The sequence below is a fragment of the Stenotrophomonas sp. CFBP 13724 genome, assembly GCF_014841975.1.
Lineage (GTDB): Bacteria > Pseudomonadota > Gammaproteobacteria > Xanthomonadales > Xanthomonadaceae > Stenotrophomonas > Stenotrophomonas lacuserhaii.
The window spans coordinates 1,068,803-1,092,464 of record NZ_JACYUW010000001.1; the positions used below are offsets into that span (position 1 = coordinate 1,068,803).

The following is a 23,662-nucleotide window of genomic DNA, read 5'->3' on the forward strand; positions in this document are numbered from 1 at the left end:
TTTTCCCGTTACTGCTTGGTCGAATCGGAGGCCGGCGCTGCCTGCTCGGCAGCGGCCGGAGCCTGCTGGGCTGCATCGGGCGCGGCCGCATCGGCGGCGGCATCACCCTGGGCGGCCGGCGCCTGGCCCTGCGCCGGTGCACCCTTGGCAGCGGCGGCAGCCTGCTCCGGGCTCCACGGCTTGGCCGTTGCCGGTGCGCCTTCCTTGACCTTCTGCACGCCGGCGACCACCACCTTGTCACCCGGCTGCAGGCCATCGGTGACCAGCCAGTTGCCGCCCTGCGCGCCTTCGGTCTTGACGTTGCGGCGCACCACCTTGCCATCGGCCCCGACCACCATCAGGTAGCCGCCGGTGGCATCACGCAGCAGCGCCTGCTGCGGCACCAGGTAGGCGTTGTTGCGCTCGCCCAGGGTGGCCTGGAAGCTGACGAAGGCGCCGGGCAGCAGGATCCGGTCCGGGTTCGGCAGCACCGCGCGCAGCGATACCGCGCCGGTGGCCGGATCGACCGTGGTCGAGGAGAAGTCCAGCGTGCCGTTCTGCCCGTAGGTGGTGCCATCGGAGAGCTTGACCTGCACGGTGGCCTTGCCATCGCCGCTCAGCGCCAGGGCCCCCTTGGCCTGTGCGGCACGCAGCTGTGACAGCTCGTCCACGCTCAGCGAGAAGTTCACGTACAGCGGATCCAGCTGGTCCACGGTGGTCAGCAGGGTGACGTCGCCCTGGCCGACCAGCGCGCCTTCGGTGACCTGCTGCTTGCCGGCCACGCCGCTGATCGGCGCGGTGACTTCGGCGTAGCCCAGGCTGATGCGCGAGCTGCTCACGGCGGCTTCGGACTGCTTGACCGCTGCCAGCGCGGTGCGCTCGGCCGACTCGGCATTGTCCAGGTCGGCCTTGGAAACGTACTTCTGCGGGGCCAGCGAACGGGCGCGATCCGCTGCCACCTTGGCGTTGGCATAGCTGGCACGGGCCGAGGCGAGCTGGGCTTCGGAGGCGTTGAGCTCGGCACGCAGCGGCGCCGGGTCGATCAGGAACAGGGTCTGGCCCTGCTTGACCTCGCTGCCTTCCTGGTAGACGCGCTTGAGCAGCACGCCCGGCACGCGGGCGCGGACATCAGCGCTGCGGAACGGCGACAGCCGGCCCACCAGCTCACGCTGCAGCGGCAGGGTCTGCGGCTTGGCATCGATCACGCCCACTTCCGGCGGCGGCGGTGCCTGCTGTTCTTCTTTCTTGCAGCCAGCCAGGGCAATGGCAACAGCGCACGTCAGTACGAGGGTGCGGAGTGGGGCGATCATCAGGAGAAACTCCGGAGTTGGTTTGAATGCGGTTGGGGCGAAGCGGCCGGCGCGAACGCGCGCAGGAAGCTGTCGACGGAAAATCCAGCCCAGCGCCGACGCGTCCCGGCGTCGTCGCGATGAGGCATGTGGAAGCGTTGCCGATCGAAATCCTGGCCACCGATCATGCTGATTAGCAGCTCGGCCATGAAGTGCGGGTCGTCATGCCGAAGCTGCCCCCGCGTGATCGCGGATTCGATCCATTCAGCAAGGTGAAGCGTCAGCGTCCCGGTGCCGTCGCGCCACAGGCTGCGGGCCTCGTCGGGAAACTGCGCCGCATCGGCGGAAATCATCCGGCAGGCCTGGGCGACGTGCGGCTGGTTGAAATGCTCGAGATAATCGGTGGCGAACTGCATCAGGCTGCCGCGCAGGTCGTCTTCGCGCAGGCCGCGCAACCCGGCTGTGGCCCGGCAGACGTGCCGTTCCACTACCCGGCGCATCAGTTCCTGCTTGCTGCCGTAGCGCGAATACAGGGTCTGCTTGGAGCACCCCGCGTGCTGGGCTACTGCTTCCATGCTCATCTGCATGCCATGCCGGGCGAGCAGTTCGCGCACCGCATCGAACACACGAAGATCGCGCGCGTCCATGTCGGCAGCGGGGAGGGGAGCGGGGTTCACGGAGTGGACTATACCGTCCAGTTCAGGATTGTGGAAACGTTTTGAGACGTGTTGCGGCATGTTCTGTCACAGGCTTTGCCGATCCTGTCGGCATCGACCGCCGGTCGCGACAGCCGTACGTGGGTGAACGGTGCGTCCGGTCGCTGCGTCCGATGTAAACCGCACCCAACCCGTATCTGCATATTCCGTCCTGCAGCAAGGCCTTTTCCTGCAACAGGGCTACAATTTCATTTTCCCAACTGGGCAACACGACTCGCTCTGCCATGAAATCGCAAAAGTCTGCAGTCAAAACCGTGAAAACCAAGCCCGCCACGGCGGAAACCCAGCTTGTCCCGGCAACTGGTTTCTCGCTGGAACCGGTGTACACGGCCTTGCGCAAGCGATACCCCGCGGCCGGGCAGGCCGAGGCAGTAGCGTTCGCCGCCGACTTCTACAAGCGCATGGAAGCGGACGAGTTCCCGCACCACAGCGTGGAAGAATGGGCCGCGCTGGCCGCTGACACGCTGGAGTTCGCGCGCAACCGCAAGATCGGCAAGGCCAACGTGCGCGTGTTCAACCCCACCGCCAAGGGCAATGGCTGGGAATCGCCGCATACCGTGCTGCAGATCGTCAACGACGACATGCCGTTCCTGGTGGACACGGTGACCATGGCGCTGGCCGAGCAGGGCATCGGCGTGCATGTGCTGGGCCACCCGGTGATCCGCTTCAGCCGTGACAAGGCCGGCAAGCTGGCCAAGGTCGGCGAGGGCGAGATCGAATCGGTGATGCTGCTGGAGATGGACCGCCAGAGCCCGGAAGCAATGGCCGAAGTCGAGCAGGGCATCGTCAGGGCGCTGGAAGAAGTGCGTTCGATCGTGCGCGACTGGCAGCCGATGCGCGACAAGGCGCTGGCCGTGGCCGACGACCTGGGCAGCCGCCAGCTGCCGGTCGACGATGCCTCGCGCAAGGAGGCGCAGGAGTTCCTGCGCTGGGCCGCCGACAACCACTTCACCTTCTTCGGCTACCGCGAATACCGCGTGCAGAAGGACGGCAAAGAGGACGTGCTGGCGCCGCTCAACGACACCGGCCTGGGCCTGATGAAGGGGCGCGACAAGTCCGCCGCGCGCCCGGTCAAGACGCTCGCCGCGCAGGGCCTGAACACCACCACGGGCCTGAAGGATGCGCTGATCCTGACCAAGACCAACGCGCGTTCGCGCGTGCACCGCGCCGGCTACATGGATTACATCGGCGTGCTGGAATTCGACGCCAAGGGCAACATCATCGGCGAACAGCGCTTCCTCGGCTTGTTCACCTCCAGCGCCTACAACCGCCGCCCGTGGGAAATCCCGCTGGTGCGCCAGCGCTATGAACACGTGATGCAGCGCTCGGGCCTGTCGTTGTCCAGCCACAGCGGCAAGGCACTGCGCCACATCCTGGAAACGCTGCCGCGCGAAGAACTGTTCCAGTCCAGCGAAGACGAACTGTTCCGCACCGCGATGGGCGTGCTGGGCCTGCAGGAGCGGGTCCGCAGCCGTCTGTTCCTGCGCCGCGACAAGTATTCCCGCTTCATTTCCGCGCTGGCCTTCCTGCCGCGCGAACGCTTCAACACCGACGTGCGCCTGCGCATCGAAGCGATGCTGCGTGACGCCCTGCACGGCGAGCACGTGGACAGTTCGGTGGTGCTGGGCGAATCGCCGCTGGCCCAGGTGCACCTGATCGTGCGTCCGAAGGCCGGCCCGGTGGTCGACGTGGACACCAACGCGCTGGAACAGAACCTGGCCCACCTGCTGCGCAACTGGCAGGACGACCTGCGTGAAACGCTGGTATCCCGCCACGGCGAGACCGAAGGCCTGCGCATCGCCTCGCGCATCGGCAAGGCGCTGCCGGCCGGCTACATCGAAGACAACAGCACCGCCGTGGCGGCCAGCGATGTCAGCCAGCTCGATGCGCTGACCGGTCCGGACGACCTGCGCCTGAGCCTGCAGGCGGTGCCGCGCGAAAACGGTGATGGCCTGCGCCTGAAGCTGTATCGCCAGCTGGATGACATCCCGCTGTCGGACGCGCTGCCGATGATGGAAAACATGGGCCTGCGCGTGATCTCCGAGCGTCCCTACCGCCTGACGGTGGATGATGCCCCGGTGTACGTGCAGGACTTCGAGGTCGAATCGGTGGCCGGTGCCATCGACGCGGCCAGTGTCGATGAAGCATTCGGCGAGACCTTCGCCCGCGTGTGGCACGGCGATGCCGAGAACGATGGCTTCAACCGCCTGGTGCTGGCCGCGGGCCTGCACTGGCGCCAGGTCGCGATGCTGCGTGGTTACTGCAAGTACCTGCTGCAGACCGGCGTGCCGTTCTCGCAGGCGTATGTGGAAGGCACCTTCACCCGCTATCCGCTGCTGGCCCGCCTGCTGGTGGAACTGTTCGAAGCGCGCTTCGACCCGGCGACCGGCAACGAGAGCAAGGACGACATAGCACACGGCCAGGCCACGCTGAAGGCGCACCTGGACGTACTGGCCGCCGGCGACGAGGCGACCTTGAAGGTGCTCAAGACCGTGGTCGACGCGCGCAGGGGGCATCGCGACGGTCAGATGCAGGCCGCGCGCGATGCACTGTTGAAGCTGATGGACCGCGTCTCCAGCCTTGACGAAGACCGCATCCTGCGCAGCTTCATGGGTGTGATCGATGCCACGCTGCGCACCAGCTACTACCAGACCGACGCCAACGGGCGTCCGGGCCATGTCATCAGCTTCAAGTTCGATGCCGCCCTGGTGCCGGACCTGCCCAAGCCGCGTCCGTATCGCGAGATCTTCGTCTACGGTCCGCGCGTGGAAGGCGTGCACCTGCGTTTCGGTGCGGTGGCCCGTGGTGGGCTGCGCTGGTCGGACCGTCGCGAAGACTTCCGTACCGAAGTGCTGGGTCTGGTCAAGGCGCAGATGGTCAAGAACACGGTGATCGTCCCGGTCGGCGCGAAGGGCGGTTTCTTCGCCAAGACCCCGCCGGCCAGCGGTGACCGCGATGCGGTGTTCGCCAACGGCGTGGCCTGCTACAAGCTGTTCATCCAGGGTCTGCTGGACATCACCGACAACATCGTCAACAACAAGATCGTGCCGCCCATCGACGTGGTCCGCCACGACATGGACGACCCGTACCTGGTGGTGGCCGCCGACAAGGGCACCGCGACCTTCTCCGACATCGCCAACGGGCTGGCCGTGGCGCACGGTTTCTGGATGGGCGATGCGTTCGCCTCCGGTGGCTCGGTCGGCTACGACCACAAGGGCATGGGCATCACCGCACGCGGTGCGTGGGAATCGGTCAAGCGCCATTTCCGTGCGCTGGGCCATGACAGCCAGAGCCAGGACTTCACCGCCGCAGGCGTGGGTGACATGTCCGGCGATGTGTTCGGCAACGGCATGCTGCTGTCGCGCCACATCCGCCTGGTGGCTGCGTTCGACCACCGCCACATCTTCCTGGATCCGAATCCGGATGCGGCCAGCTCGTTCGTCGAACGCGAGCGCATGTTCACCGTGCCGCGTTCCAGCTGGGCCGACTACGATGCCAAGCTGATCAGCAAGGGCGGTGGCATTTTCCCGCGTACGCTGAAATCGATCGAGATCACCCCGCAGGTGCGTGAGGCGCTTGGCCTGGAAGATACGGTCAAGGCGCTGTCGCCGAACGACCTGATGAGCGCGATCCTGAAGGCCCCGGTCGACCTGCTGTGGAACGGCGGCATCGGTACCTACGTCAAGGCCACCAGCGAGCAGCACAGCGACGTCGGCGACCGCGCCAACAACGCGCTGCGCGTCAACGGCAGCGAACTGCGCTGCAAGGTGGTGGGCGAGGGCGGCAACCTCGGCATGACCCAGCTGGGACGCATCGAAGCGGCCCAGGCCGGCGTACTGCTCAACACCGACTTCATCGACAACTCCGCCGGCGTGGACACCTCCGATCACGAGGTGAACATCAAGATCCTGCTCAACGACGTGGTGCGTGCCAAGAAGCTCACCGTCGATCAGCGCAACAAGCTGCTGGCGTCGATGACCGACGAAGTGGCCGCGCTGGTGCTCAATGACAACTACCGCCAGAACCAGGCCCTGAGCCTGATGGAGCGGATGGCGGTCAAGCGCCTGGGCTCCAAGCAGCACTTCATCCGCACCCTGGAACAGCAAGGCCTGCTGGACCGGCAGATCGAGTTCCTGCCGTCCGATGCCGAGCTGTCCCAGCGCAAGGCGCGCGGCCAGGGCCTGACCCGTCCGGAGCTGTCGGTGCTGCTGTCCTACTCCAAGCTGGTGGCCTTCCAGCAGCTGCTGGAATCGGACATCCCGGAAGATCCGTACCTGTCCAAGGAGCTGCAGCGTTACTTCCCGCAGCCGCTGCAGAAGAAGTATGCCGATGCCATGGAACGCCATCGCCTGAAGCGCGAAATCATCGCCACGGCAGTGACCAACCAGACCATCAACCGGATGGGTGCCACCTTCCTGATGCGCATGCAGGAAGACACCGGCCGTTCCATCGCCGAGGTCGCCAAGGCCTATACCATCAGCCGCGAAACGCTGGATGCGCGCGCGCTGTGGGCGCAGATCGACGCACTGGACGGACAGGTGCCCGAATCGGTGCAGGTCGATGCGCTGGAAGTGATCTGGAAACTGCAGCGTGCATTCGTGCGCTGGCTGCTGTTCCGCCCCGGCCCGATGCCGGGCATCACCGAGGCGGTCAACCGCTACCAGGGTCCGTTCAACGACATCCGCGTGGCTTCCGGCGTGCTGCCTGATGCGCAGCGTCCGACCTACGAAGCGCTGGTGCAGCAGTGGGTCGAAAAGGGCCTGCCGGCCGGCCTGGCGCAGCAGCTGTCCGAGCTGCACTTCCTGGCCCCGGCGTTCGACATCATCGAACTGGCACGTACCCGCAAGCTCAAGCCGGTGGATGTGTCCAAGATCCACTTCCGCCTGGGCGAGGCGCTGAGCCTGCCGTGGCTGTTCGAGCAGGTCGATGCGCTGGAGGTCAACGGCCGTTGGCATGCGGTGGCACGCGGCGTGCTGCGTGACGAGCTGGCGGCCCACCACCGCAACCTGGCCGGCCAGGTGCTGGCCACCAAGGGCGGCACCGCCGAAGCCAAGGTGGCTGCGTGGGTCGGTCGTGACGACAACAGCCTGCGCTTTACCCTGGCCATGCTGGGCGAACTGGCCGAGCAGAAGACCCTGGACTACCCGACCGTCTCGGTCGCGGTGCAGCGCCTGGGCCAGCTGGCCTCGCACGGGGGGTAAGCCCCCCGGTGACCTGGCTCAAGGTGGGTGACGACCGTTGGTCGTCACCGCCCCGCATCAGCCAACGTGGCGCGGATTCCGCGCCACGTCCGGTTATGCTCTACCGGTACCCGCGCACCACCGGACATCCTGCATGAGCGATTCCCCCCGCATTGCCTTCCTGGCCAGCAACACCGAGCCGGCACGGCTTGCTCTGGCCGCCATGGTGGCGCGCCACGGCGAGCATGCGCCCGACGCGGCGGACGTGCTGTGTCCGCTGGGCGGCGATGGCTTCATGCTGCAGACCCTGCACCGGTATGGCCACCTCGGCCGGCCGGTGTTCGGCATGAAACTGGGCACGGTGGGCTTCCTGATGAACCAGTACCGTGACGCGGACGACGTGGCCGCGCGCATCGCACTGGCCGAGCCGGCCCACCTGCGGCCGCTGCAGATGACCGCGCTGACCGAATCGGGGACCTCGACCGGATCGCTGGCCTACAACGATGTCTCGCTGCTGCGCCAGACCCGGCAGGCCGCGCACATCGGCGTGGACCTCAACGGCCAGGAACGGGTGGCTGAACTGATCGGTGATGGCGTGCTGGTGGCCACCCCGGCCGGCAGCACTGCCTACAACTATTCCGCGCATGGCCCGGTACTTCCGTTGGGCTCGGCCACCATCGCGCTGACCCCGTTGGCGCCGTATCGGCCCCGCCGCTGGCGTGGGGCGATCCTGAAGGCCGATACCGAAGTACGCTTCCGCGTGCTCGATCCTTACAAGCGCCCAGTCAGTGTCACCGCCGACTCGCACGAGACCCGCGACGTGGTGGAAGTGACCATCCGCGAGTGCCGCGACCGCCAGGTGACCCTGCTGTTCGACCCGGAGCACAACCTCGAAGACCGGATCCTGTCCGAACAGTTCGTGTTCTGAGCGACAATAGGCCGCCGGCAACCGCCGGTTGCTGCAAGGAATTCCCCGATGGGCGACAACACTCCCCGATTGCTGACCGTCGCGGTGACCTCGCGCGCCCTGTTCGACCTGGAAGAGAGCCACGCGCTGTTCGAAAGCGATGGCGTGGATGCCTACGCCAAGTACCAGCGCGAGCACGAAGACGACGTGCTGGGCCCCGGCGTGGCGTTCCCGGTGGTGCGCAAACTGCTGGCGCTGAACCAGGGTGCCGGCCCGGAGAATCCGCGCGTCGAGGTGATCCTGTTGTCGCGCAATTCGGCCGATACGGGCCTGCGCATCTTCAATTCGATCCAGCACTACGGGCTGGGCATCATCCGCGCCACGTTCACTGCCGGCGAGCCGACCTGGCCCTACGTGAAGCCCTTCGGCACGGATCTGTTCCTGTCGGCCAATCCCGAATCGGTACGCAGTGCGCTGCGCCACGGCATCGCCGCGGCCACCATCCTGCCCAAGCCGCCGGGCGAGACCGCGGCCGCCGCCGCCGACCAGGTAGTGGACACCCGCCGTCCGGCCGGGCAACTGCGGATCGCTTTCGATGGAGATGCGGTGATCTTCGGCGATGAAAGCGAGCGTATTTCGCGCGAGCAGGGGGTCGAAGCCTTCGGCCGGCATGAGCGCGAGCGCGCCCGCGAAGCCTTGAGCGGGGGCCCGTTCCGCGGCTTCCTGTCGGCGCTGCATACGTTGCAGGAAGTGTTCCCGTCGGGAGAAGACGCGCCGATCCGCACCGCGCTGGTGACCGCGCGCTCGGCGCCTGCGCATGAGCGGGTGATCCGCACGCTGCGCGAATGGGGCGTGCGCCTGGATGAAGCGCTGTTCCTCGGCGGCCGCCACAAAGGCCCGTTCCTGCAGGCCTTCGGCGCGGACATCTTCTTCGACGATTCGCAGCACAACATCGACAGTGCCCGCGAACACGTCGCGGCCGGCCACGTGCCGCACGGCGTCGCCAACGAAACCTGACCGGACGGTTCATGGTAGCGCCGAGCCATGCTCGGCGAGCGCGCAGCGCGGGTGTCGCAGCCGCCGACCGTGGATCGGCGCTACCCGTTTATTGCGGCACCGCGTTGCGCAGGTCGACGACCTGCCAGCGCAGGCCCTGCGGCTCCAGTACAACCTGCAACGGTGGCTGTCCGGGTCCACGGTCGACGTCCACCACGAAGCGGTCCAGCCGCTCGAAGCGACCCTTGGCCTGCTTCAACGGCTGCGCAGGCTGGGTCGGTGCCCACGAGTCGTTCCCCTGCAGTTCGTTGCGGCCGCGTTTGTACAGCGCGTGGCCCTGCAGCAGCGCACCGATCCCCATCGGGGTGATCATCGTATCCACCGCAGCGCCGCCCAGCTGGTCGCCGAGGCCATACAGCAGCGCGCCGAACGGACTGCCGGCCACGTCCGGACCGGCCTGGCGCACCATGTAGTCACTGACCTGCGCGCGCAGGCTGAGGCGCACGCGCGGGAAGTCCACGTAGCGCTCCAGCCGCGTCGTGTCGCGCTGTTCTATCGCCTGGGCGAGTCCATGCACGGTGAGGTAGGGGCCACTGAACCACCAGCCGGCCAGTGCCAGCAGCAGGACCAGCACGAAAGCGACGAACTTCTTCATGGCAGCAGGGGGTTTAGGGACAGGCCCACAGCGTGCCGCATCACGCGCGGACGTGGGTTAAGCCTCAGTGACTGGGTGAGCCGCTGCCATCCCCAAACGCCGCGACCAGGCGCGCGAGATCGGCCTCGCCCAAGCGCTCCGGCAAGGTCTGCAGCACCTCGTCCAGGCTGCCCACGCGCGTGGTGCCGAGGATGCCCGCGGCTACCCCGGGATGCTGCAGCACATAAGCGAACGCGGTCTGTGCCGGACGCTGTGAACAGATCGAGGCCACTGCCGCGCGCATCGCGCGGGCGCTGCGCATCAGCCGCCGGCTGCTCGGCTTCAGCCACGCCCGCGCGAGATACCAGGCATCGGCGGGCCGTGGCAGCCGCGGTCGCGTCGGCAGCAGGTGGCCCTGGGCCAGCACGGTGCCGGCCAGCACGCCGATGCCGGCCGCATGCAGGCGGCTGATGTGTGATGCGCGGTCCTGCTGCAGGGCGTTGTAGTCCAGCAGCACCACGTCGAAGGCCTGCGGTCGCGCCAGCATCCAGTCCAGCGTCACCGCCGAATGGGTATTGATGCCGGTGCTGCGGATCAGTCCGCGCTGGCGCAGCTGTTGCAACGCGTGCAGCAGCTCCTCGGTGACCTCTTCGCCCGCGATGCCGTGCAGCTGGTACACGTCCAGATAGTCCAGGCCGAGGTTGCGCAGCGAGGCTTCGCAGCTGGCGGTGATCGCCCCGGGTGAGAAATCGCGCTGCTCGGCGCCGCTGAGGCCGACCTGGCCGGTCAACGTTCCGCCTTTGCTGGAGATCACCAGCGAGTCACGCGGGAAGCGCGACAGCAGCGGCTTGAGGATGCGCCCGAGTCGCGGTTCGGCGTTGAACGCGGAATAGTTGTGGCCGGTGTCCAGCAGGTTGACTCCCCGCTCCAGCGCATGCGCCACCACCCGTGCCGCGTCGGATTCGGGAAAGCGACGATGGCCCCAGAAGCCGGAGCAGCCCAGCCCGATCGGCGACACCTGCAGTCCGCTGCGTCCCAGCGTGCGGCGCTGTTGCGGCAGCGGCGTTGCCATCGGGGTCAGAACTCCAGATCCAGCGCCGCGCACAGGTAATCCACGAACGGACCCAGCGCGACCAGGTCCTTGCCCAGTGTGGACAGCAGGCGCGGACCGGTCATGGTGGCGTCGTCCAGCTGGCGCCACATCACCCAGTTGCGGTGCTTGAGATCGTCGATGAACTCGAAATCCGCCGGGAAGCCGCGCGGCGGGCGCACCAGCTTTTCGGTGTGCTCCATCTCGAAGCGACGGCGCAGCGCCGGGGCATGCGCGGCCTGCTTCCAGCTGCCGGGATTGTCCAGGATGAAGTGGCGGATGCGGCGCTGGGTATCCGGCTCGGGATGCCACACACCCGCACCAACGAAGCTCGCACCGGGCTGCAGGTGCACATAGAACGAGGGAGCGGCGACTTCACGGCGGCGCTCATGGAACAGCCGCGCGCCCTGCCAGTTCTTGTACGGCGATTTGTCGTTGGAAAAGCGCGCATCGCGGTAGATGCGGAACAACGAACCGCCCACGGTGCGCGTATCGGCACGGAACTTCGGGCTGACCTCGGCCAGCGCCGGTTGCAGGTCCGCGAGCAGGCGCAGGAACGGCTGCCGCACGTGGTCTTCGTACTGCTGCTTGTGGTCAGCGAACCACGCCTTGTCGTTGTGCAGTGCCAGTGCTTTCAGGAATTTGAAGCTGGCATCGGAAAAATAAGCGCTCACAGGCTGTCCTCCAGCTGCTTGCCCCAATCGCGCAGCGCCTGCAGCAGTGCCGGGCGGCGCAGGTCGTCGGACGGTTCGGCGGCAAGCGTATCGATCTGTTCGTTGTACTCGGCCAGGTTCACTTCGCCGAGCTTTTCATCGCCGCGCAGGCGCCGCTGGCGGTAGGCCTGCCAACGCGCGCGGGCATCGGCATCCAGGCTGCCGGGATGGTTGCGCGCGCGATAGCGCAGCAGCAGTTCCGGCAGGCGGGGATCGTTGAACTCACCTTCCAGCGCGCCCAGCGCTTCCGGCGGAGTGGTGCGGACGCGTGCCAGGAGGGGCTTGTCGCTGGCGCCGAGGAAGCCATCGTAGATCGAAGCGTCGACATCGGATGGGCCGCCTTCGCGTGGCCGGGCGTAGACCTGGCGCGCCTTTTCGGCCAGCTGCGCGGCATGGGGACGCAGCTGTTCGACCTTGGCTTCGATGGCGGCGATGTCCAGCCCAAGGCGCTGGTGGTCATCGGGTCGCAGGTGGTTCCAGGCCACCAGCGCGGGCACCTTGTTGGCGTGTACTTCCTTCAACGGAATGCGCTGCACGCCTTCAGGCAGCTCACTGGCGCGCAGGTACAGGCGCTCGGCGATGGTCTCGGCCGGCAACTGCAGCAGCGCATCAACATCGCCGTCCAGGTCGAACACGATGTAGCGGTTGGCGATGTGCGGATGCACGGTCAACGGCAGCACCGGCGCGGCGCACAGGCGGCTGGCCGGGTAGCGCATCGAGATGTGCAGCAATGGCCGCAGGGCGGTGACATCCAGCAGGCTGGTGACAAAGCGCTTGTCACGCAGGCGCAGCGCATAGTCCCACAGGCGCGGCTGCGCATCGCGGAACAGCCGGGCCATGCCGATGGTCGCACGCACGTCGGACAGCGCTTCGTGCGCATCGCCATCGCGCACGCCGTTGGCATCGGCCAGGTGCTCCAGCTTGAACGAAGTCGCACCGTCTTCGCGCTTGGGCCAGCTGATGCCGTCGGGCCGCAGTGCATGCATCAGCCGCAGCATGTCCAGCAGGTCCCAGCGTGAATTACCGTTGCGCCATTCGCGCTCGTAGGGGTCGAAGAAGTTGCGGAACAGGCCGTGGCGGATGAACTCGTCATCGAAGCGCAACGTGTTGTAGCCCAGCGCGCAGGTGCCGGGGCGGCTCATCAGGTCGTTGATCCGCGCCAGCGCCTCGGATTCGCCGATGCCTTCGGCCAGCGCATGCTGCGGGGTAATGCCGGTGACCATCGTGGCATAGGGCGAAGGCAGCAGGTCATCGGCCGGGCGCACGTAGAAACTGACGGGGGTGTCGATCTCGTTGAGCTGCGCATCGGTGCGGATGGCGGCGAACTGTGCAATGCGGGTGCGACGCGGGTCCTGGCCGAAGGTTTCCAGGTCGTAGAACAGGAAGCTGTCGGCCATCAGTGCGCGCCCTCCAGCACCGGCAGCTTGGCGTGGACTTCGGCTTCCAGCGCGCGCCAGTCCACCTGCTGCAGGGAATCCAGGCCTTCGGTGGCGTTGCGCAGGATGCGGCGCTGTATCCGCGTGCGCTCCAGCGCGACGGCGTAGGGCGTGTGCAGGAAAGTAACCATGGTGTAGTGTGGCACGAACCGCGTGGGCCACCGCTGCTGCAGCGCCAGCTCCAGTTCACGCTGCAGCAGGAACCCCGGGTCGGCCACCTGGTCGCGCATCTCCGTGTAGTTTTCCAGCGCCATCTGCTGGATCGCCCAGGCATTGGGCGAACGCTCGATCTCAAACGCCGAGTACGCGCTGCGCAGGTCGCTGGCGGTTTCCAGGTGCCGGGCCAGCGCGACGCAGTCTTCAAAAGCACAGTTCATGCCCTGGCCGTGGAAGGGCACCATGGCGTGCGCGGCATCGCCGATCAGCACGGCCTTGCCATCGGTATGCCAGCGCTCCAGGTACAGGGTGCCGAGAAGGCCGGGCGGATGCGCGTCCCAGTCAGCGCGCAGGTCCGGTATCAGTGCCAGCGCATCGGGGAATTGACGGGCGAACAGGGCTTCGGCCTGTTCGCCGGTGGTCACCGTGTTGAACCCCGGATCGCCCTTGTTGGGCAGGAACAGGGTGACGGTGAAGGTGCCTTCGTGGTTCGGCAGGGCGATGCACATGAAGCGGCCGCGCGGCCAGATGTGCAGCGCGTTGGGGTCGATGCTGAACGCACCGCCCGGGCCCGGCGGGATCTCCAGCTCCTTGTAGGAGTGGTCCAGGAATTCGATGCGCTCACCCAGTGGCTGGCGGCGGTTCATCGCCGCGCGCAGCGCCGATCCGGCGCCGTCCGCGCCCACCAGCGTGACGAAGCGGATGTCATGCGGGGTGTCATCGCGGTCATCGATGAAGCGCGCATGCTGCGCGTCGAAGTCCACGGTATGCAGGCGCCGGTGGAAATGCACGACGGCGCCGGCCTGTTCGGCCAGCTCCAGCAGGGTGACGTTGAGCTCACGGCGATGGATCGACCAGATCACTTCGCTGTCGTCGCGGCCGTAGCGCTGCAGCGCAGGGGCGGCGTCGTCGCGCAGGTGGACCATTCGCCCGCGCATCATCACGGCGCGTTCCATCACGGCCGCCTCGACGTGTGCGCCGGCCTGGCGCAGCGCGTTGCGCCCACGTTCGGCCAGTGCCAGGTTGATCGAGCGGCCGCTTTCATAGCCACTGACGCGCGGGTCCCCACGGCGCTCGTACACCGTGATGTTCCAGCCCTGCCGCGACAGCAGGATGGCCAGCAGCGAGCCGGCCAGCCCCGCACCGACAATGGTCAGCGAACGCGGGGCGGCAGTGTTCAGCGATGTGTCCTGCACGGCGTCAGTGCCCGGCCCAGGCATCGACTGCATCAACGAAGTGGTGCAGGTCCTGGTAGCGGTTGTACAGCGGGGTCGGCGAGATCCGGATCACGTCCGGTTCGCGCCAGTCACCGAGCACGCCGACCGCGCGCAGGTGCTCGAACAGGGCCCGGCCGCGCTCGCGCCCGCCGATCACCCGCAAGGACAGCTGGCAGCCGCGGCGCTCGCTGTCGGCCGGTGTGATGCGTTCCAGCACGTGCGGCAGGCGGCTGCGCACCAGCGCATCCAGCATGCCGGTGAGGGCCAGGGACTTGTCCCGCAGTGCGGCCATGCCGGCGCGTTCGAACAGGTCCAACGACGCCCGCAGCGGCGCCAGGCCGAGGATCGGGGGGTTGCTGAGCTGCCAGCCTTCGGCGCCGACGGACGGCACGAACTGCGGCGCCATCTGGAAGCGGGTCGCTTCTTCATGGCCCCACCAGCCGGCGAAGCGCGGCAGGGTGGTGTCGCGATGGTGGCGTTCGTGCACGAAGGCCCCGGCAACCGCGCCCGGGCCACTGTTGAGGTACTTGTAGTGGCACCACACCGCGAAGTCCGGCGCCACCTCATGCAGCTGCAGCGGCAGGTTGCCGACCGAATGCGCGAGATCGAAGCCGATGTTGGCGCCCTGGGCGCGTGCCAGCGTGGTGATCGCCTGCAGGTCGAACGCCTGGCCGGTGCGGTACTGCACGCCGGGCCACAGCACCAGCGCAAGGCGCGCGCCGTGGCTGGCGATGGCCTGCTCGATGGCCTGCAGCGAGATCGTGCCCTCTGCTTCATCCGGCTGCACTTCGACCAGGCACTCGGCGGGATCGAACCCGTGGAAGCGGATCTGCGCTTCCACCGCATGGCGATCGGTCGGGAAGGCGCCGGCTTCCATCAGGATCACCGGGCGCTGCGCGGTGGGACGGTAGAAGCTCACCATCATCAGGTGCAGGTTCACGCTGAGCGTGTTCATCGCCACGACTTCGCTGGGCAATGCGCCGACCACCTGCGCCAGTTGTTCGCTGACCAGACGGTGGTAGCCCAGCCATTGGGTCGGGCCGGTGAAGTGGCCCTCCACGGCCAGCGTGGCCCATTGCCCCATGACCTCCTGCACCGCGGCCTGCGCACCACGTGGCTGCAGGCCCAGTGAGTTGCCGACGAAATAGGTCTGCTCGCCGCCTTCGTGGCGGGGGATCAGGAATTCATCACGGAAGCCGCGCAGTGGATCGGCGGCATCCAGGGCCAGGGCATGGGAACGACTGAGCAGCTCGGACATGATGAAAGCGACACTATTTGGCGTGCCCGAAGTGTACCGCGCGCCATGCCTGCACCGGGGCAGAGCGTGACGACCAACGGTCGCCACTGACCGGGGCAGCACGCCCTCCGGTAGCGCCGAGCCATGCTCGGCGTGTCTCTGTCAGGGCGAGGCTCAGCCGCCGGGCAGCGGATCCACGTGTCCACATTCACTGCAGGTGCGCAGCTGCAGGTCGCCCTGGTAACGGGCGAAGACCTTCGGCAGGTCGGTTTCGATGTTCTGCAGGGTGAACCACTCTTCGTGCAGCTTGTGATTGCAGCGCTCGCAGTGCCAGACCACGCCATCGCGTTCGTGCGGCAGGCGCTTGCGTTCCACCACCAGCCCGATGCCGCCCGGCGGGCGGCGCGGTGAGTGGGGCACGTTGCCTGGCAGCAGGAAGATCTCGCCGGCGCGGATCGGGATGTCCCGGACCTGTCCGTCTTCCTGCACCTTCAGCACCATCTCGCCTTCGAGCTGGTAGAACCACTCCGGGCCTTCGTCGATGTGGAAATCGGTGCGCGAATTCGGGCCGCCGACCACCATCACGATGAAGTCGCCGTCCTCGATCATCTTGTTGCCGACCGGCGGCTTCAACAGATGCCGGTGTTCTTCGACCCAGCCCATCAGGTTGATCGGTGAAGCAAGCATGCGGACGCTCCGGTTGACGCTCAGTCGCGCTTGCCCTTGCGCGGGACGAAGGACAGCGCTTTCTCATAACCCGGCTGCAGCGCTTCCGGGCTGTCGACGTCGATGCCCATCTCGCGCACGCGCCCATCGCGCAGGCTGTAGACCCAGCCATGCACGGTCAGCTTCTGCCCACGTGCCCAGGCATCGCGCACGATGGTGGATTGGCAGGCGTTGGCGACCTGCTCGATCACGTTCAGTTCGCACAGCCGTGCGTGGCGCAGGTCCGGATCATCGATCGCATCGAGGATGGCGGAATGCTTCTGGGCCACGTCGCCGACATGCCGCAGCCAGTTGTCGGCCAGGCCGACGCGGACGTTGTTGAGGCTGGCATGCACGCCGCCGCAGCCGTAGTGGCCGACGATCAGGATGTGCTTCACCTTCAGCTGGTCCACCGCGTACTGGATCACGCTCAGGCAGTTGAGGTCGGTGTGCGCCACCACGTTGGCCACGTTGCGATGCACGAAGACCTCGCCCGGGGCCATGCCGATGATCTGGTTGGCCGGTACACGCGAATCGGAACAGCCGATCCACAGGTATTCGGGATGCTGCTGCGTGGACAGCCGGTCGAAGAACGCGGGGTCTTCCTGCTGGATCCGGTCGGCCCAGTCGCGGTTGTTCTGCAGCAGCTTTTCAACATCTTTCATGTGGGGTCCCTGACGTGGTGGGGGGCAAGGCGCGGCGGGCAGAGCCGCGTCGTCGCGGGAATCAACGGAATATTTCAGTCGCGCGCGGTGTCCGGCGCGTCCAGGAAACGGCGCATCCACTGCGCCAGCTCGTGCGAGGCGGGGGAGGGCAGCCGTTCCAGTTCGGTGATGACCGCCTGCTGGTTGGCCACCGGGTGGTTCTGGCTGAGCTTCATTTTCAGCTGCACGGTGTCCACCACGAAGCGGAAGCCGATGATGCCGCGCAACTGGCTGCGGTGGTCATCGCGCTGCGCCTCGAACTGCCAGTCACGGCCTACCTTCGCTTCGTACAGATCGCCGGTATCGGCGACCACCGCCGCCAGCGCGTCGGTGTCCTCGAAGCGGTGCAGCTGGCCGCGCAGTTCAGCGGCGGCATAGTTCCAGGTCGGCACCCGTGCCATGGCCTCCTTGTCCGGATACCACGACGCCGAGACATACCCATGCGGGCCGTCCACCAGCACCTTGGCGGGCCCGTCGCGGCGCGATTGCGGATTGGCCCTGGCCCAGTGCCCGCGCAGCTCGATCGCCTGCCCTTGGCGGCGGTACAGCACCGGCAGCCGGGTCGGCTCTGGCAGGCCATCGTCACCGGTGGTGAGCAGGGTGATGAACGCATCGCGGGCAAACAGCGCGTCCAGCCACTGCAGGTCGGTTTCAGCGAAGGCGCGCGGGGTGAACATGCAGCTAGACCGTGCGGCCCAGCGACTGCACCATCAGGCCACGCAGCCCTTCATCGGAGCTGGCCCGGGGCGGCTGCACCTCATGCAGCGAGAAGCCACGCACCAGCGCGTCTTCTTCGTCCAGGCCGTCGTATTCCACGAACTCGGCGTCGAACAGCTGCGCGCGCGCGGTGTCTTCACCGTCGTAGCTCAGCGTGTTGCCATCGCTGTCCAGCACTTCGGCGGTGCCGGCCGGGCGGATGCGCAGGCGTGCCCAGATCAGCGTGTTGCCCAGGCTGGCCAGCCACCAGGTGTCCTGCGGAAGGGAGTCGTCATTCATTTCGTGATTACCAGATCGACGCCAGCCAGAGCAGGGCGGCCATGCCCAGTCCGGCCAGCAGGGTCAGCAGCGATACCCAGGCCGGTGTCGCCAGCCCGGACAGCGAACGGTCCGGCTGCGCGCGATAGTCACGCCGCAACAGCCAGGCCAGTGCTTCGGGCTTGAGGAAGGCACCGCTGCCAAAGCGCTGCGACAACGCCGGATGGCGGTCGCGCAGGTGCACCAGGGTCAGCGGCCAGAAGATCACGAAGGCACTGAACCCGGCGATCGCCACGCCGAAGAAACACAGCGCGAAGAACAGGGTCATGGGGGTCGGTACCTCCGTGGATGGAAGGGGATCAGAAGTCGGCGTTGCCCGGTGCGCGCGGGTAGGCGATCGCATCGCGGATGTTGGACAGCCCGCAGACGTACACCACCAGACGCTCGAAGCCGAGGCCGAAGCCGGCGTGCGGCACCGAACCATAGCGGCGGAAGTCGCGGTACCAGCCGTAGTGCTCGCGGTCCAGGCCGAACTGCGCCATGCGCGCATCCAGCACGTCCAGGCGCTCTTCGCGCTGGCTGCCGCCGATGATCTCGCCGATGCCCGGGGCGAGCACGTCCATCGCCGCGACGGTCTTGCCGTCGTCGTTCAGGCGCATGTAGAAGGCCTTGATGTGCTCGGGGTAGTTGGTCACCACCACCGGGCGGCCGATGTGTTCCTCGGTCAGCCAGCGCTCGTGCTCGGTCTGCAGGTCCAGGCCCCATTCCACCGGGAAATCGAACTTACGGCCGGAGTTCTGCAGCAGCTTCACCGCTTCGGTGTAGTCGATCTGCTCGAAGGGTGCATTGATGAAGTTCTCCAGCTTGCTGATCGCGTTCTTGTCCACGCGTTCGGCCAGGAAGGCGAGGTCGTCGCCACGTTCGTCCAGCACCGCGCGGAACAGGTACTTCAGGAATTCCTCGGCCAGCCGCGCATCTTCGGCCAGGTCGGCGAAGGCGATTTCCGGTTCGATCATCCAGAACTCGGCCAGGTGGCGGGTCGTGTTGCTGTTCTCGGCGCGGAAGGTCGGGCCGAAGGTGTAGACCTTGCTCAGCGCCAGGCAGTACGCCTCCACGTTGAGCTGGCCGGACACGGTCAGGAAGGTTTCCTTGCCGAAGAAGTCGCGGCTGAAGTCGACCTCGCCACGCTCGGTGCGCGGCAGATTGACCATGTCCAGCGTGGAGACACGGAACATCTGGCCAGCACCTTCGGCGTCGGAGGTGGTGATGATCGGGGTGCTGATCCAGTTGAAACCGTTCTGGTGGAAGAACCGGTGCACGGCCTGGGACAGGCAGTTGCGGATGCGGGTGACCGCGCCGAACAGGTTGGTGCGCGGGCGCAGGTGCGCCACTTCACGCAGGAACTCCGGCGACATCGGCTTGGGCTGGATCGGGTAGGTCAGGGGGTCTTCGACCCAGCCGACCACTTCCACGTCGCTGGCCTGGATTTCGAAGGACTGGCCCTTGCCCTGCGACTTCACCAGGGTGCCCTTGGCGATCAGCGAACAGCCGCTGGTCAGGCGCTTGACCTCGTCGAAGTTGGCCAGCGATTCCGCTGCCACCACCTGGATCGGGGCGAAGCAGGAGCCGTCGGTGACGTTGATGAAGGCAAGATTCGCCGAGCCACGCACCGTGCGCACCCAGCCGCGTACCGTGACTTCGCCGCCTTCCGGGATCTTCCCGGCAAGCGCATGTTCAACGCTGACCACCGTCATGACTTGAATCCTCTGCTGATCGACTCGATCTGTGAATTCGAAGTTTACCGGTTGCAGCGTTCCGCTTGCGAGGCATTTCTACTGCCCCGGTGGCCTTTATACTCGTCTCGTACCTTCGTGGAGCTCCATCATGGCCGTCAGCCTGACCCCAGTAGCCTTTGAGCGCGTCCAGCGCTTCGTCGCCCAGACCCCGGGTGCCCTGGGGCTGCGCTTTGGCGTGACCCGCACCGGTTGCTCGGGCTGGGGCCACGTGACCGATCTGGCACGTGACGAGCGCGAGGGCGACCGCGTTTTCGACCAGGACGGGGTGCGCATCTACGTGGACGCGCAGAGCCTGCCGCTGGTGGATGGCACGGTCATCGATTTCGGCAAGCAGGGACTGAGCGAGACGTTCACGTTCAAGAACCCGAATGCAGCGGCCGAATGCGGCTGCGGTGAGAGTTTCACCACGGATGAGTCGCACCGCTGAGGGCTGGGGGTTTCCGGCCTGCGGCCGGCTTGCTGTAGCGGCAACGGCAACGGCAACGGCAACGTCAAGAGCCTGCAGGGCTGTGTGTTGGCGGGGCGGGGTGGGTGTGCAGGACACGCCGTGAATCCGTCCATGGAGGCTCGCTTTTCGCATCCATGCGAAAAAACGGTCCTGAACAGCCACCCCGCCCCACCTTCGACAGGTCCATGGGGGCCATGGGTTGGGCATTGGGGAGGGGAAGGAGATGGGGTCAGAGTCCTTTCGCGCAGCGAAAGGACTCTGACCCCATTTTTCATTACGCGGCGGGCCGCCACCGGAACCTGTCAAGGGCCGGGTGGGGAGGCTGTGCGGGGCCTTGAGCGGCAGGAGCCGCGAAGAGCTACATGGACGTACTTGCGCGTGCCCCGCACAGCCTTCCCGCCCGGCCAACCCTCAGATGCAGTTCGAAAGCAGCCCGCCGCGAGGGGGTTTCACCCGTTCGACGCACCCGCTGCGAGCGAGCCAGCGCCACGCCGGCGCTCGATCACCACCGACACCCCCCATAACAGCAGGCCGGCCGCCGCCGTCGCGGCACCTACGTACCCGGTGGAGGCATAACCGAAGCCGCCGCCGATGGCCATGCCCCCCAGCCACGGACCCAACGCATTGGCGGTATTGAAGGCGGCATGGTTGGACGCGGCGGCCAGGGTCTGGGCCTCGCCGGCGGCGTCCATCAGGCGGGTCTGCAGCGCCACGGCCAGCGCGCCCATGGTGCCCACGGCGATGATCGCCGGCACCATCGCCCAGGCCGAATGCGCGGCGAGCGGGAACAGCAGCAGGACCACCACCGACCACGCCAGCAACACGCCGGCGGCGCGGAACTGCAGGCGATCCACCAGCCAGCCCCCCAGCATGTTGCCGATGATCGCGCCCACGCCGAACAGGCCGACGGCCGCAGGCATCCAGCGTTCGTTGATGCCGGTGACGTTGACCAGCGTCGGTGCCAGATAGGTGAACACGCAGAACATGCCGGCAAAGCCGATCGAGCCGATCGCCAGCGCCAGCCACACCTGGGTGGTGTTGAACGCACGCAGCTCACGCATCGGGCTGGTACGGACTTCGTTCGGGTCCGGTGCAAGGTGGCGCGAGACCATCACCACGGTGGCCAGCGCCAGCAGGCTGACCAGCGCGAAGGCAGTGCGCCAGGTGAACTGCTGGCCGAGCCAGGTGGTGAGTGGATTGCCGACCAGGATCGCGATCGACAGGCCCAGCAGCACCTTGGACACCGCTGCGCCGCGCTGTGCGGGCGGGCTGATCGAGGCCGCCACCAGCATCGCCACGCCGAAATAGGCGCCGTGCGGCAGGCCGGCAACGAAGCGCGCCAGCAGCATGGTGTGGTGGTTGGGGGCCAGCGCGCTGGCCAGGTTGCCGATCGCGTAGAAGCCCATCAGCCCCAGCAGCAGGCTGCGCCGGCTGATACCGGCGCCGGCGAAAGCCAGCACTGGCGCACCCACCACCACGCCGATGGCGTAGGCGCTGATCAGGTGCCCGACCTGCGCCTCGGTGATCGACAGCCCGCGGCTGATGTCCAGCATCAGACCCATGCTGGCGAACTCGCTGGTGCCGATGGCGAAACCGCCCAACGACAGGGCCAGCAGGATGAAGGTGCGCTGGCGGGGCGACAGCACGGCGGCCAGCGAGGACGTGGCAACCGGAGGAGCAGACGGGTTCACAGGAGAAATCCGGGGCATTCAAACGAGTACGGATTGTACTGCTGCAGCGCAGCACAGTCGCCCGATTCGCGTCCTGCCGGCTGAACGCTGTATTTCTCCGCCCGTAACCGCCCATCCGGACTCAGCGCCCGCCGAGCATGGCTCGGCGCTACCGCTTCGGCGGCGCCCGGAATCTGTCAGGGGTCGGGCGGTGGGGCTGGGCGGGGGCGTTGAGCGCCATGGATGGCGCGAAACGAGGCCGCATGGACGCAGTTGTTGCCGTCCCCCGACCAGCCCCATCGCCCGGCCCACCCGCAGCCAATGCGGCCTCGGCTTGCCTCAGCCAGGACCAACAGGCATAATTGCCGGCTTCCTGCGCCCAGCGTGGGAACCCTTGCCCCACCGCTGTCACCACCGCGGGGGGCTGTCCGGCCGAAACGGCCACATCCGAAAGGTATATAAACATGAGTCGTCATTACGAAATCGTGTTCCTGGTCCACCCGGATCAGAGCGAGCAGGTCCCGGCAATGATCGAGCGCTACAAGTCGCTCGTCGAGAACGGCAACGGCACCATCCACCGTCTGGAAGACTGGGGCCGCCGTCAGCTGGCGTACCCGATCCAGAACCTGGTGAAGGCCCACTACGTCATGCTCAACATCGAAGTTGACCAGGCCGTGCTGAGCGAGCTGGTGGAAAGCTTCCGCTTCAACGACGCCGTGCTGCGCAACCTGGTCGTCAAGCGCGATGGCCCGGATACCGAGCAGTCGCTGATCATGAAGAGCAAGGACGAGAAGGGCGACAAGCCCGAGCGTGGCGAGCGTCGTCGTCGTGACGACGAAGAAGGTGAGACCACCACCCCCGCCGCTGACAACGATGCCGGCGACGACGCCGCTTCGGCCGCTTAAGGAGCACTGACATGTCCAAGTTCTTCCGTCGCCGCAAGTTCTGCAAGTTCACCGCCGAAGGCGTGAAAGAGATCGATTACAAGGATCTCAACACCCTGCGCCAGTACCTGACCGAGAACGGCAAGATCGTGCCGAGCCGCGTCACCGGCACCAAGTCGAAGTACCAGCGCCAGCTGGCAACGGCCGTCAAGCGCGCCCGTTTCCTGGCCCTGATCCCGTACACCGACAACCACGACATCTGATGCCGGCGGGCGGCCTCGTGCCGCCCTCCTGCACTGATATTCGGACAGCCATCCGCTGCGGGGCATCGCCTCGCTAACGAATACATTCTGGAGTAACACCATGCAGCTGATCCTTCTGCAGAAAGTCACCAACCTTGGCAACCTCGGCGACCTGGTCGACGTGAAGCCGGGCTACGGCCGTAACTTCCTCGTACCGCAGGGCAAGGCCGTGCCGGCCACCGAGAGCAACAAGGCCGAGTTCGAAGCCAAGCGCGCCGAGTACGAAGCCAAGGCCGAGTCGATCCATTCCGACGCTGAGGCCCGCAAGGCCAAGCTGGAAGGCAAGTCCGTGACCATCGCGGCCAACGCTTCCACCGAAGGCAAGCTGTACGGCTCGGTCGGCGCGCGCGAAATCGCCGATGCCTTCACCGCTGCTGGCCTGCCGGTCAACAAGAGCGAAGTCATCCTGGGCGAAGGCGCCTTCCGCAACATTGGCGAGTACGACGTCCTGGTGCATCTGCACGCCGACGTTGAAACCACCGTCAAGGTCGTGGTCGAAGCCGAAAAGGCCTGATCCCACGCCGAAAGGCATGGAATCACCAGAACGGGCGCCCGCGGGGGCGCCCGTTTTGTTTTGCTGCGCGCCGGCCCCCCTGCGTAGAACGCGGCCACATCGGTATACTCGGTG

Annotated in this window: 22 protein-coding genes; 7 read left to right on the top strand and 15 right to left on the bottom strand. The window is 66.7% G+C overall.

Annotated features, from left to right (window positions below; translation table 11 throughout):
- Positions 1-8: 8 nt before the first annotated feature.
- A complete protein-coding gene (locus IFT63_RS04665; RefSeq protein WP_192083381.1) occupies positions 9-1,289 on the bottom strand; it encodes an efflux RND transporter periplasmic adaptor subunit in 1,281 nt (426 codons plus the stop codon).
- The gene (locus IFT63_RS04670) at positions 1,289-1,945 is read right to left on the bottom strand and encodes a TetR/AcrR family transcriptional regulator C-terminal domain-containing protein (RefSeq protein WP_192084135.1); all 657 of its coding nucleotides are present in this window, start codon (positions 1,943-1,945) and stop codon (positions 1,289-1,291) included. The genes IFT63_RS04665 and IFT63_RS04670 overlap by 1 nt, the downstream gene beginning before the upstream one ends.
- Positions 1,946-2,208: 263 nt before the next feature.
- Here IFT63_RS04670 and IFT63_RS04675 point away from each other — a divergent pair, with 263 nt between their 5' ends.
- From IFT63_RS04675 to IFT63_RS04685, 3 genes are all read left to right on the top strand, one after another.
- On the top strand, positions 2,209-7,185 hold the full coding sequence (locus tag IFT63_RS04675; protein WP_192083382.1) for an NAD-glutamate dehydrogenase domain-containing protein: 4,977 nt from the start codon (positions 2,209-2,211) through the stop codon (positions 7,183-7,185).
- A 133-nt stretch (positions 7,186-7,318) separates the two neighbouring features.
- Positions 7,319-8,092, top strand: coding sequence for an NAD kinase (locus tag IFT63_RS04680; protein WP_057507938.1), 774 nt, complete (start codon positions 7,319-7,321; stop codon positions 8,090-8,092).
- A 48-nt stretch (positions 8,093-8,140) separates the two neighbouring features.
- Positions 8,141-9,088 carry a 5'-nucleotidase gene (locus IFT63_RS04685; RefSeq protein ID WP_042614885.1) on the top strand — a complete coding sequence of 316 codons (948 nt, stop codon included), beginning with the start codon at positions 8,141-8,143 and terminating at the stop codon, positions 9,086-9,088.
- A gap of 88 nt (positions 9,089-9,176) precedes the next feature.
- Here the strand turns inward: IFT63_RS04685 and IFT63_RS04690 are convergent, their stop codons facing one another.
- The 12 genes from IFT63_RS04690 to asnS form a co-directional block, all read right to left on the bottom strand.
- Positions 9,177-9,722, bottom strand: coding sequence for a DUF2939 domain-containing protein (locus tag IFT63_RS04690; RefSeq protein ID WP_042614886.1), 546 nt, complete (start codon positions 9,720-9,722; stop codon positions 9,177-9,179).
- Between the two features lie 64 nt (positions 9,723-9,786).
- The gene (locus IFT63_RS04695) at positions 9,787-10,773 is read right to left on the bottom strand and encodes an aldo/keto reductase (protein WP_192083383.1); all 987 of its coding nucleotides are present in this window, start codon (positions 10,771-10,773) and stop codon (positions 9,787-9,789) included.
- A gap of 5 nt (positions 10,774-10,778) precedes the next feature.
- Positions 10,779-11,465, bottom strand: coding sequence for a TIGR02453 family protein (locus tag IFT63_RS04700; RefSeq protein ID WP_192083384.1), 687 nt, complete (start codon positions 11,463-11,465; stop codon positions 10,779-10,781).
- Positions 11,462-12,901 (bottom strand): exodeoxyribonuclease I, encoded by a 1,440-nt coding sequence (gene sbcB / locus IFT63_RS04705; RefSeq protein ID WP_192083385.1) that lies wholly within the window; start codon positions 12,899-12,901, stop codon positions 11,462-11,464. The genes IFT63_RS04700 and sbcB overlap by 4 nt, the downstream gene beginning before the upstream one ends.
- Complete coding sequence (locus IFT63_RS04710; RefSeq protein ID WP_192084136.1) at positions 12,901-14,277, bottom strand: NAD(P)/FAD-dependent oxidoreductase; 1,377 nt, start codon at positions 14,275-14,277, stop codon at positions 12,901-12,903. Before IFT63_RS04710 ends, sbcB begins: the two co-directional genes overlap by 1 nt.
- A 19-nt stretch (positions 14,278-14,296) precedes the next feature.
- Complete coding sequence (gene kynU / locus IFT63_RS04715; protein WP_192083386.1) at positions 14,297-15,571, bottom strand: kynureninase; 1,275 nt, start codon at positions 15,569-15,571, stop codon at positions 14,297-14,299.
- A gap of 153 nt (positions 15,572-15,724) precedes the next feature.
- Positions 15,725-16,237 carry a 3-hydroxyanthranilate 3,4-dioxygenase gene (locus IFT63_RS04720; protein ID WP_192083387.1) on the bottom strand — a complete coding sequence of 171 codons (513 nt, stop codon included), beginning with the start codon at positions 16,235-16,237 and terminating at the stop codon, positions 15,725-15,727.
- Between the two features lie 20 nt (positions 16,238-16,257).
- Positions 16,258-16,920, bottom strand: a complete 663-nt coding sequence (gene can, locus IFT63_RS04725) for a carbonate dehydratase (protein ID WP_042614893.1) — start codon at positions 16,918-16,920, stop codon at positions 16,258-16,260.
- Between the two features lie 74 nt (positions 16,921-16,994).
- On the bottom strand, positions 16,995-17,636 hold the full coding sequence (locus IFT63_RS04730; RefSeq protein WP_192083388.1) for an FMN-binding negative transcriptional regulator: 642 nt from the start codon (positions 17,634-17,636) through the stop codon (positions 16,995-16,997).
- Between the two features lie 4 nt (positions 17,637-17,640).
- Positions 17,641-17,955, bottom strand: coding sequence for a hypothetical protein (locus IFT63_RS04735; RefSeq protein WP_042614895.1), 315 nt, complete (start codon positions 17,953-17,955; stop codon positions 17,641-17,643).
- Between the two features lie 7 nt (positions 17,956-17,962).
- The gene (locus tag IFT63_RS04740) at positions 17,963-18,262 is read right to left on the bottom strand and encodes a hypothetical protein (RefSeq protein WP_042614896.1); all 300 of its coding nucleotides are present in this window, start codon (positions 18,260-18,262) and stop codon (positions 17,963-17,965) included.
- A gap of 31 nt (positions 18,263-18,293) precedes the next feature.
- Positions 18,294-19,688 carry an asparagine--tRNA ligase gene (gene asnS, locus IFT63_RS04745; RefSeq protein ID WP_042614897.1) on the bottom strand — a complete coding sequence of 465 codons (1,395 nt, stop codon included), beginning with the start codon at positions 19,686-19,688 and terminating at the stop codon, positions 18,294-18,296.
- A gap of 130 nt (positions 19,689-19,818) precedes the next feature.
- Between asnS and IFT63_RS04750 the strand changes: the two genes are divergently transcribed.
- Positions 19,819-20,157, top strand: coding sequence for an iron-sulfur cluster assembly accessory protein (locus IFT63_RS04750; RefSeq protein ID WP_101100562.1), 339 nt, complete (start codon positions 19,819-19,821; stop codon positions 20,155-20,157).
- A 470-nt stretch (positions 20,158-20,627) separates the two neighbouring features.
- Here the strand turns inward: IFT63_RS04750 and IFT63_RS04755 are convergent, their stop codons facing one another.
- On the bottom strand, positions 20,628-21,833 hold the full coding sequence (locus IFT63_RS04755; protein WP_274602593.1) for an MFS transporter: 1,206 nt from the start codon (positions 21,831-21,833) through the stop codon (positions 20,628-20,630).
- A 479-nt stretch (positions 21,834-22,312) separates the two neighbouring features.
- On the opposite strand from IFT63_RS04755, the gene rpsF reads away from it, so the two are divergent.
- From rpsF to rplI, 3 genes are all read left to right on the top strand, one after another.
- On the top strand, positions 22,313-22,753 hold the full coding sequence (gene rpsF, locus IFT63_RS04760; RefSeq protein WP_042613984.1) for a 30S ribosomal protein S6: 441 nt from the start codon (positions 22,313-22,315) through the stop codon (positions 22,751-22,753).
- Positions 22,754-22,764: 11 nt separating this feature from the next.
- Complete coding sequence (gene rpsR / locus IFT63_RS04765) at positions 22,765-22,995, top strand: 30S ribosomal protein S18 (protein ID WP_005926280.1); 231 nt, start codon at positions 22,765-22,767, stop codon at positions 22,993-22,995.
- 100 nt (positions 22,996-23,095) lie between these two features.
- Complete coding sequence (gene rplI, locus IFT63_RS04770) at positions 23,096-23,548, top strand: 50S ribosomal protein L9 (protein ID WP_042613983.1); 453 nt, start codon at positions 23,096-23,098, stop codon at positions 23,546-23,548.
- Positions 23,549-23,662: the final 114 nt, after the last annotated feature.

Coding starts and splice junctions, on each gene's coding strand:
- sbcB (WP_192083385.1), bottom strand. CDS start 12,901: ATGGCCGACAGCTTCCTGTTCTACGACCTGGAAACCTTCGGCCAGGAC.
- kynU (WP_192083386.1), bottom strand. CDS start 15,571: ATGTCCGAGCTGCTCAGTCGTTCCCATGCCCTGGCCCTGGATGCCGCC.
- IFT63_RS04695 (WP_192083383.1), bottom strand. CDS start 10,773: ATGGCAACGCCGCTGCCGCAACAGCGCCGCACGCTGGGACGCAGCGGA.
- IFT63_RS04690 (WP_042614886.1), bottom strand. CDS start 9,722: ATGAAGAAGTTCGTCGCTTTCGTGCTGGTCCTGCTGCTGGCACTGGCC.
- can (WP_042614893.1), bottom strand. CDS start 16,920: ATGAAAGATGTTGAAAAGCTGCTGCAGAACAACCGCGACTGGGCCGAC.
- IFT63_RS04735 (WP_042614895.1), bottom strand. CDS start 17,955: ATGAATGACGACTCCCTTCCGCAGGACACCTGGTGGCTGGCCAGCCTG.
- rpsR (WP_005926280.1), top strand. CDS start 22,765: ATGTCCAAGTTCTTCCGTCGCCGCAAGTTCTGCAAGTTCACCGCCGAA.
- IFT63_RS04675 (WP_192083382.1), top strand. CDS start 2,209: ATGAAATCGCAAAAGTCTGCAGTCAAAACCGTGAAAACCAAGCCCGCC.
- IFT63_RS04730 (WP_192083388.1), bottom strand. CDS start 17,636: ATGTTCACCCCGCGCGCCTTCGCTGAAACCGACCTGCAGTGGCTGGAC.
- IFT63_RS04740 (WP_042614896.1), bottom strand. CDS start 18,262: ATGACCCTGTTCTTCGCGCTGTGTTTCTTCGGCGTGGCGATCGCCGGG.
- rplI (WP_042613983.1), top strand. CDS start 23,096: ATGCAGCTGATCCTTCTGCAGAAAGTCACCAACCTTGGCAACCTCGGC.
- IFT63_RS04750 (WP_101100562.1), top strand. CDS start 19,819: ATGGCCGTCAGCCTGACCCCAGTAGCCTTTGAGCGCGTCCAGCGCTTC.
- IFT63_RS04665 (WP_192083381.1), bottom strand. CDS start 1,289: ATGATCGCCCCACTCCGCACCCTCGTACTGACGTGCGCTGTTGCCATT.
- asnS (WP_042614897.1), bottom strand. CDS start 19,688: ATGACGGTGGTCAGCGTTGAACATGCGCTTGCCGGGAAGATCCCGGAA.
- rpsF (WP_042613984.1), top strand. CDS start 22,313: ATGAGTCGTCATTACGAAATCGTGTTCCTGGTCCACCCGGATCAGAGC.
- IFT63_RS04680 (WP_057507938.1), top strand. CDS start 7,319: ATGAGCGATTCCCCCCGCATTGCCTTCCTGGCCAGCAACACCGAGCCG.
- IFT63_RS04720 (WP_192083387.1), bottom strand. CDS start 16,237: ATGCTTGCTTCACCGATCAACCTGATGGGCTGGGTCGAAGAACACCGG.
- IFT63_RS04685 (WP_042614885.1), top strand. CDS start 8,141: ATGGGCGACAACACTCCCCGATTGCTGACCGTCGCGGTGACCTCGCGC.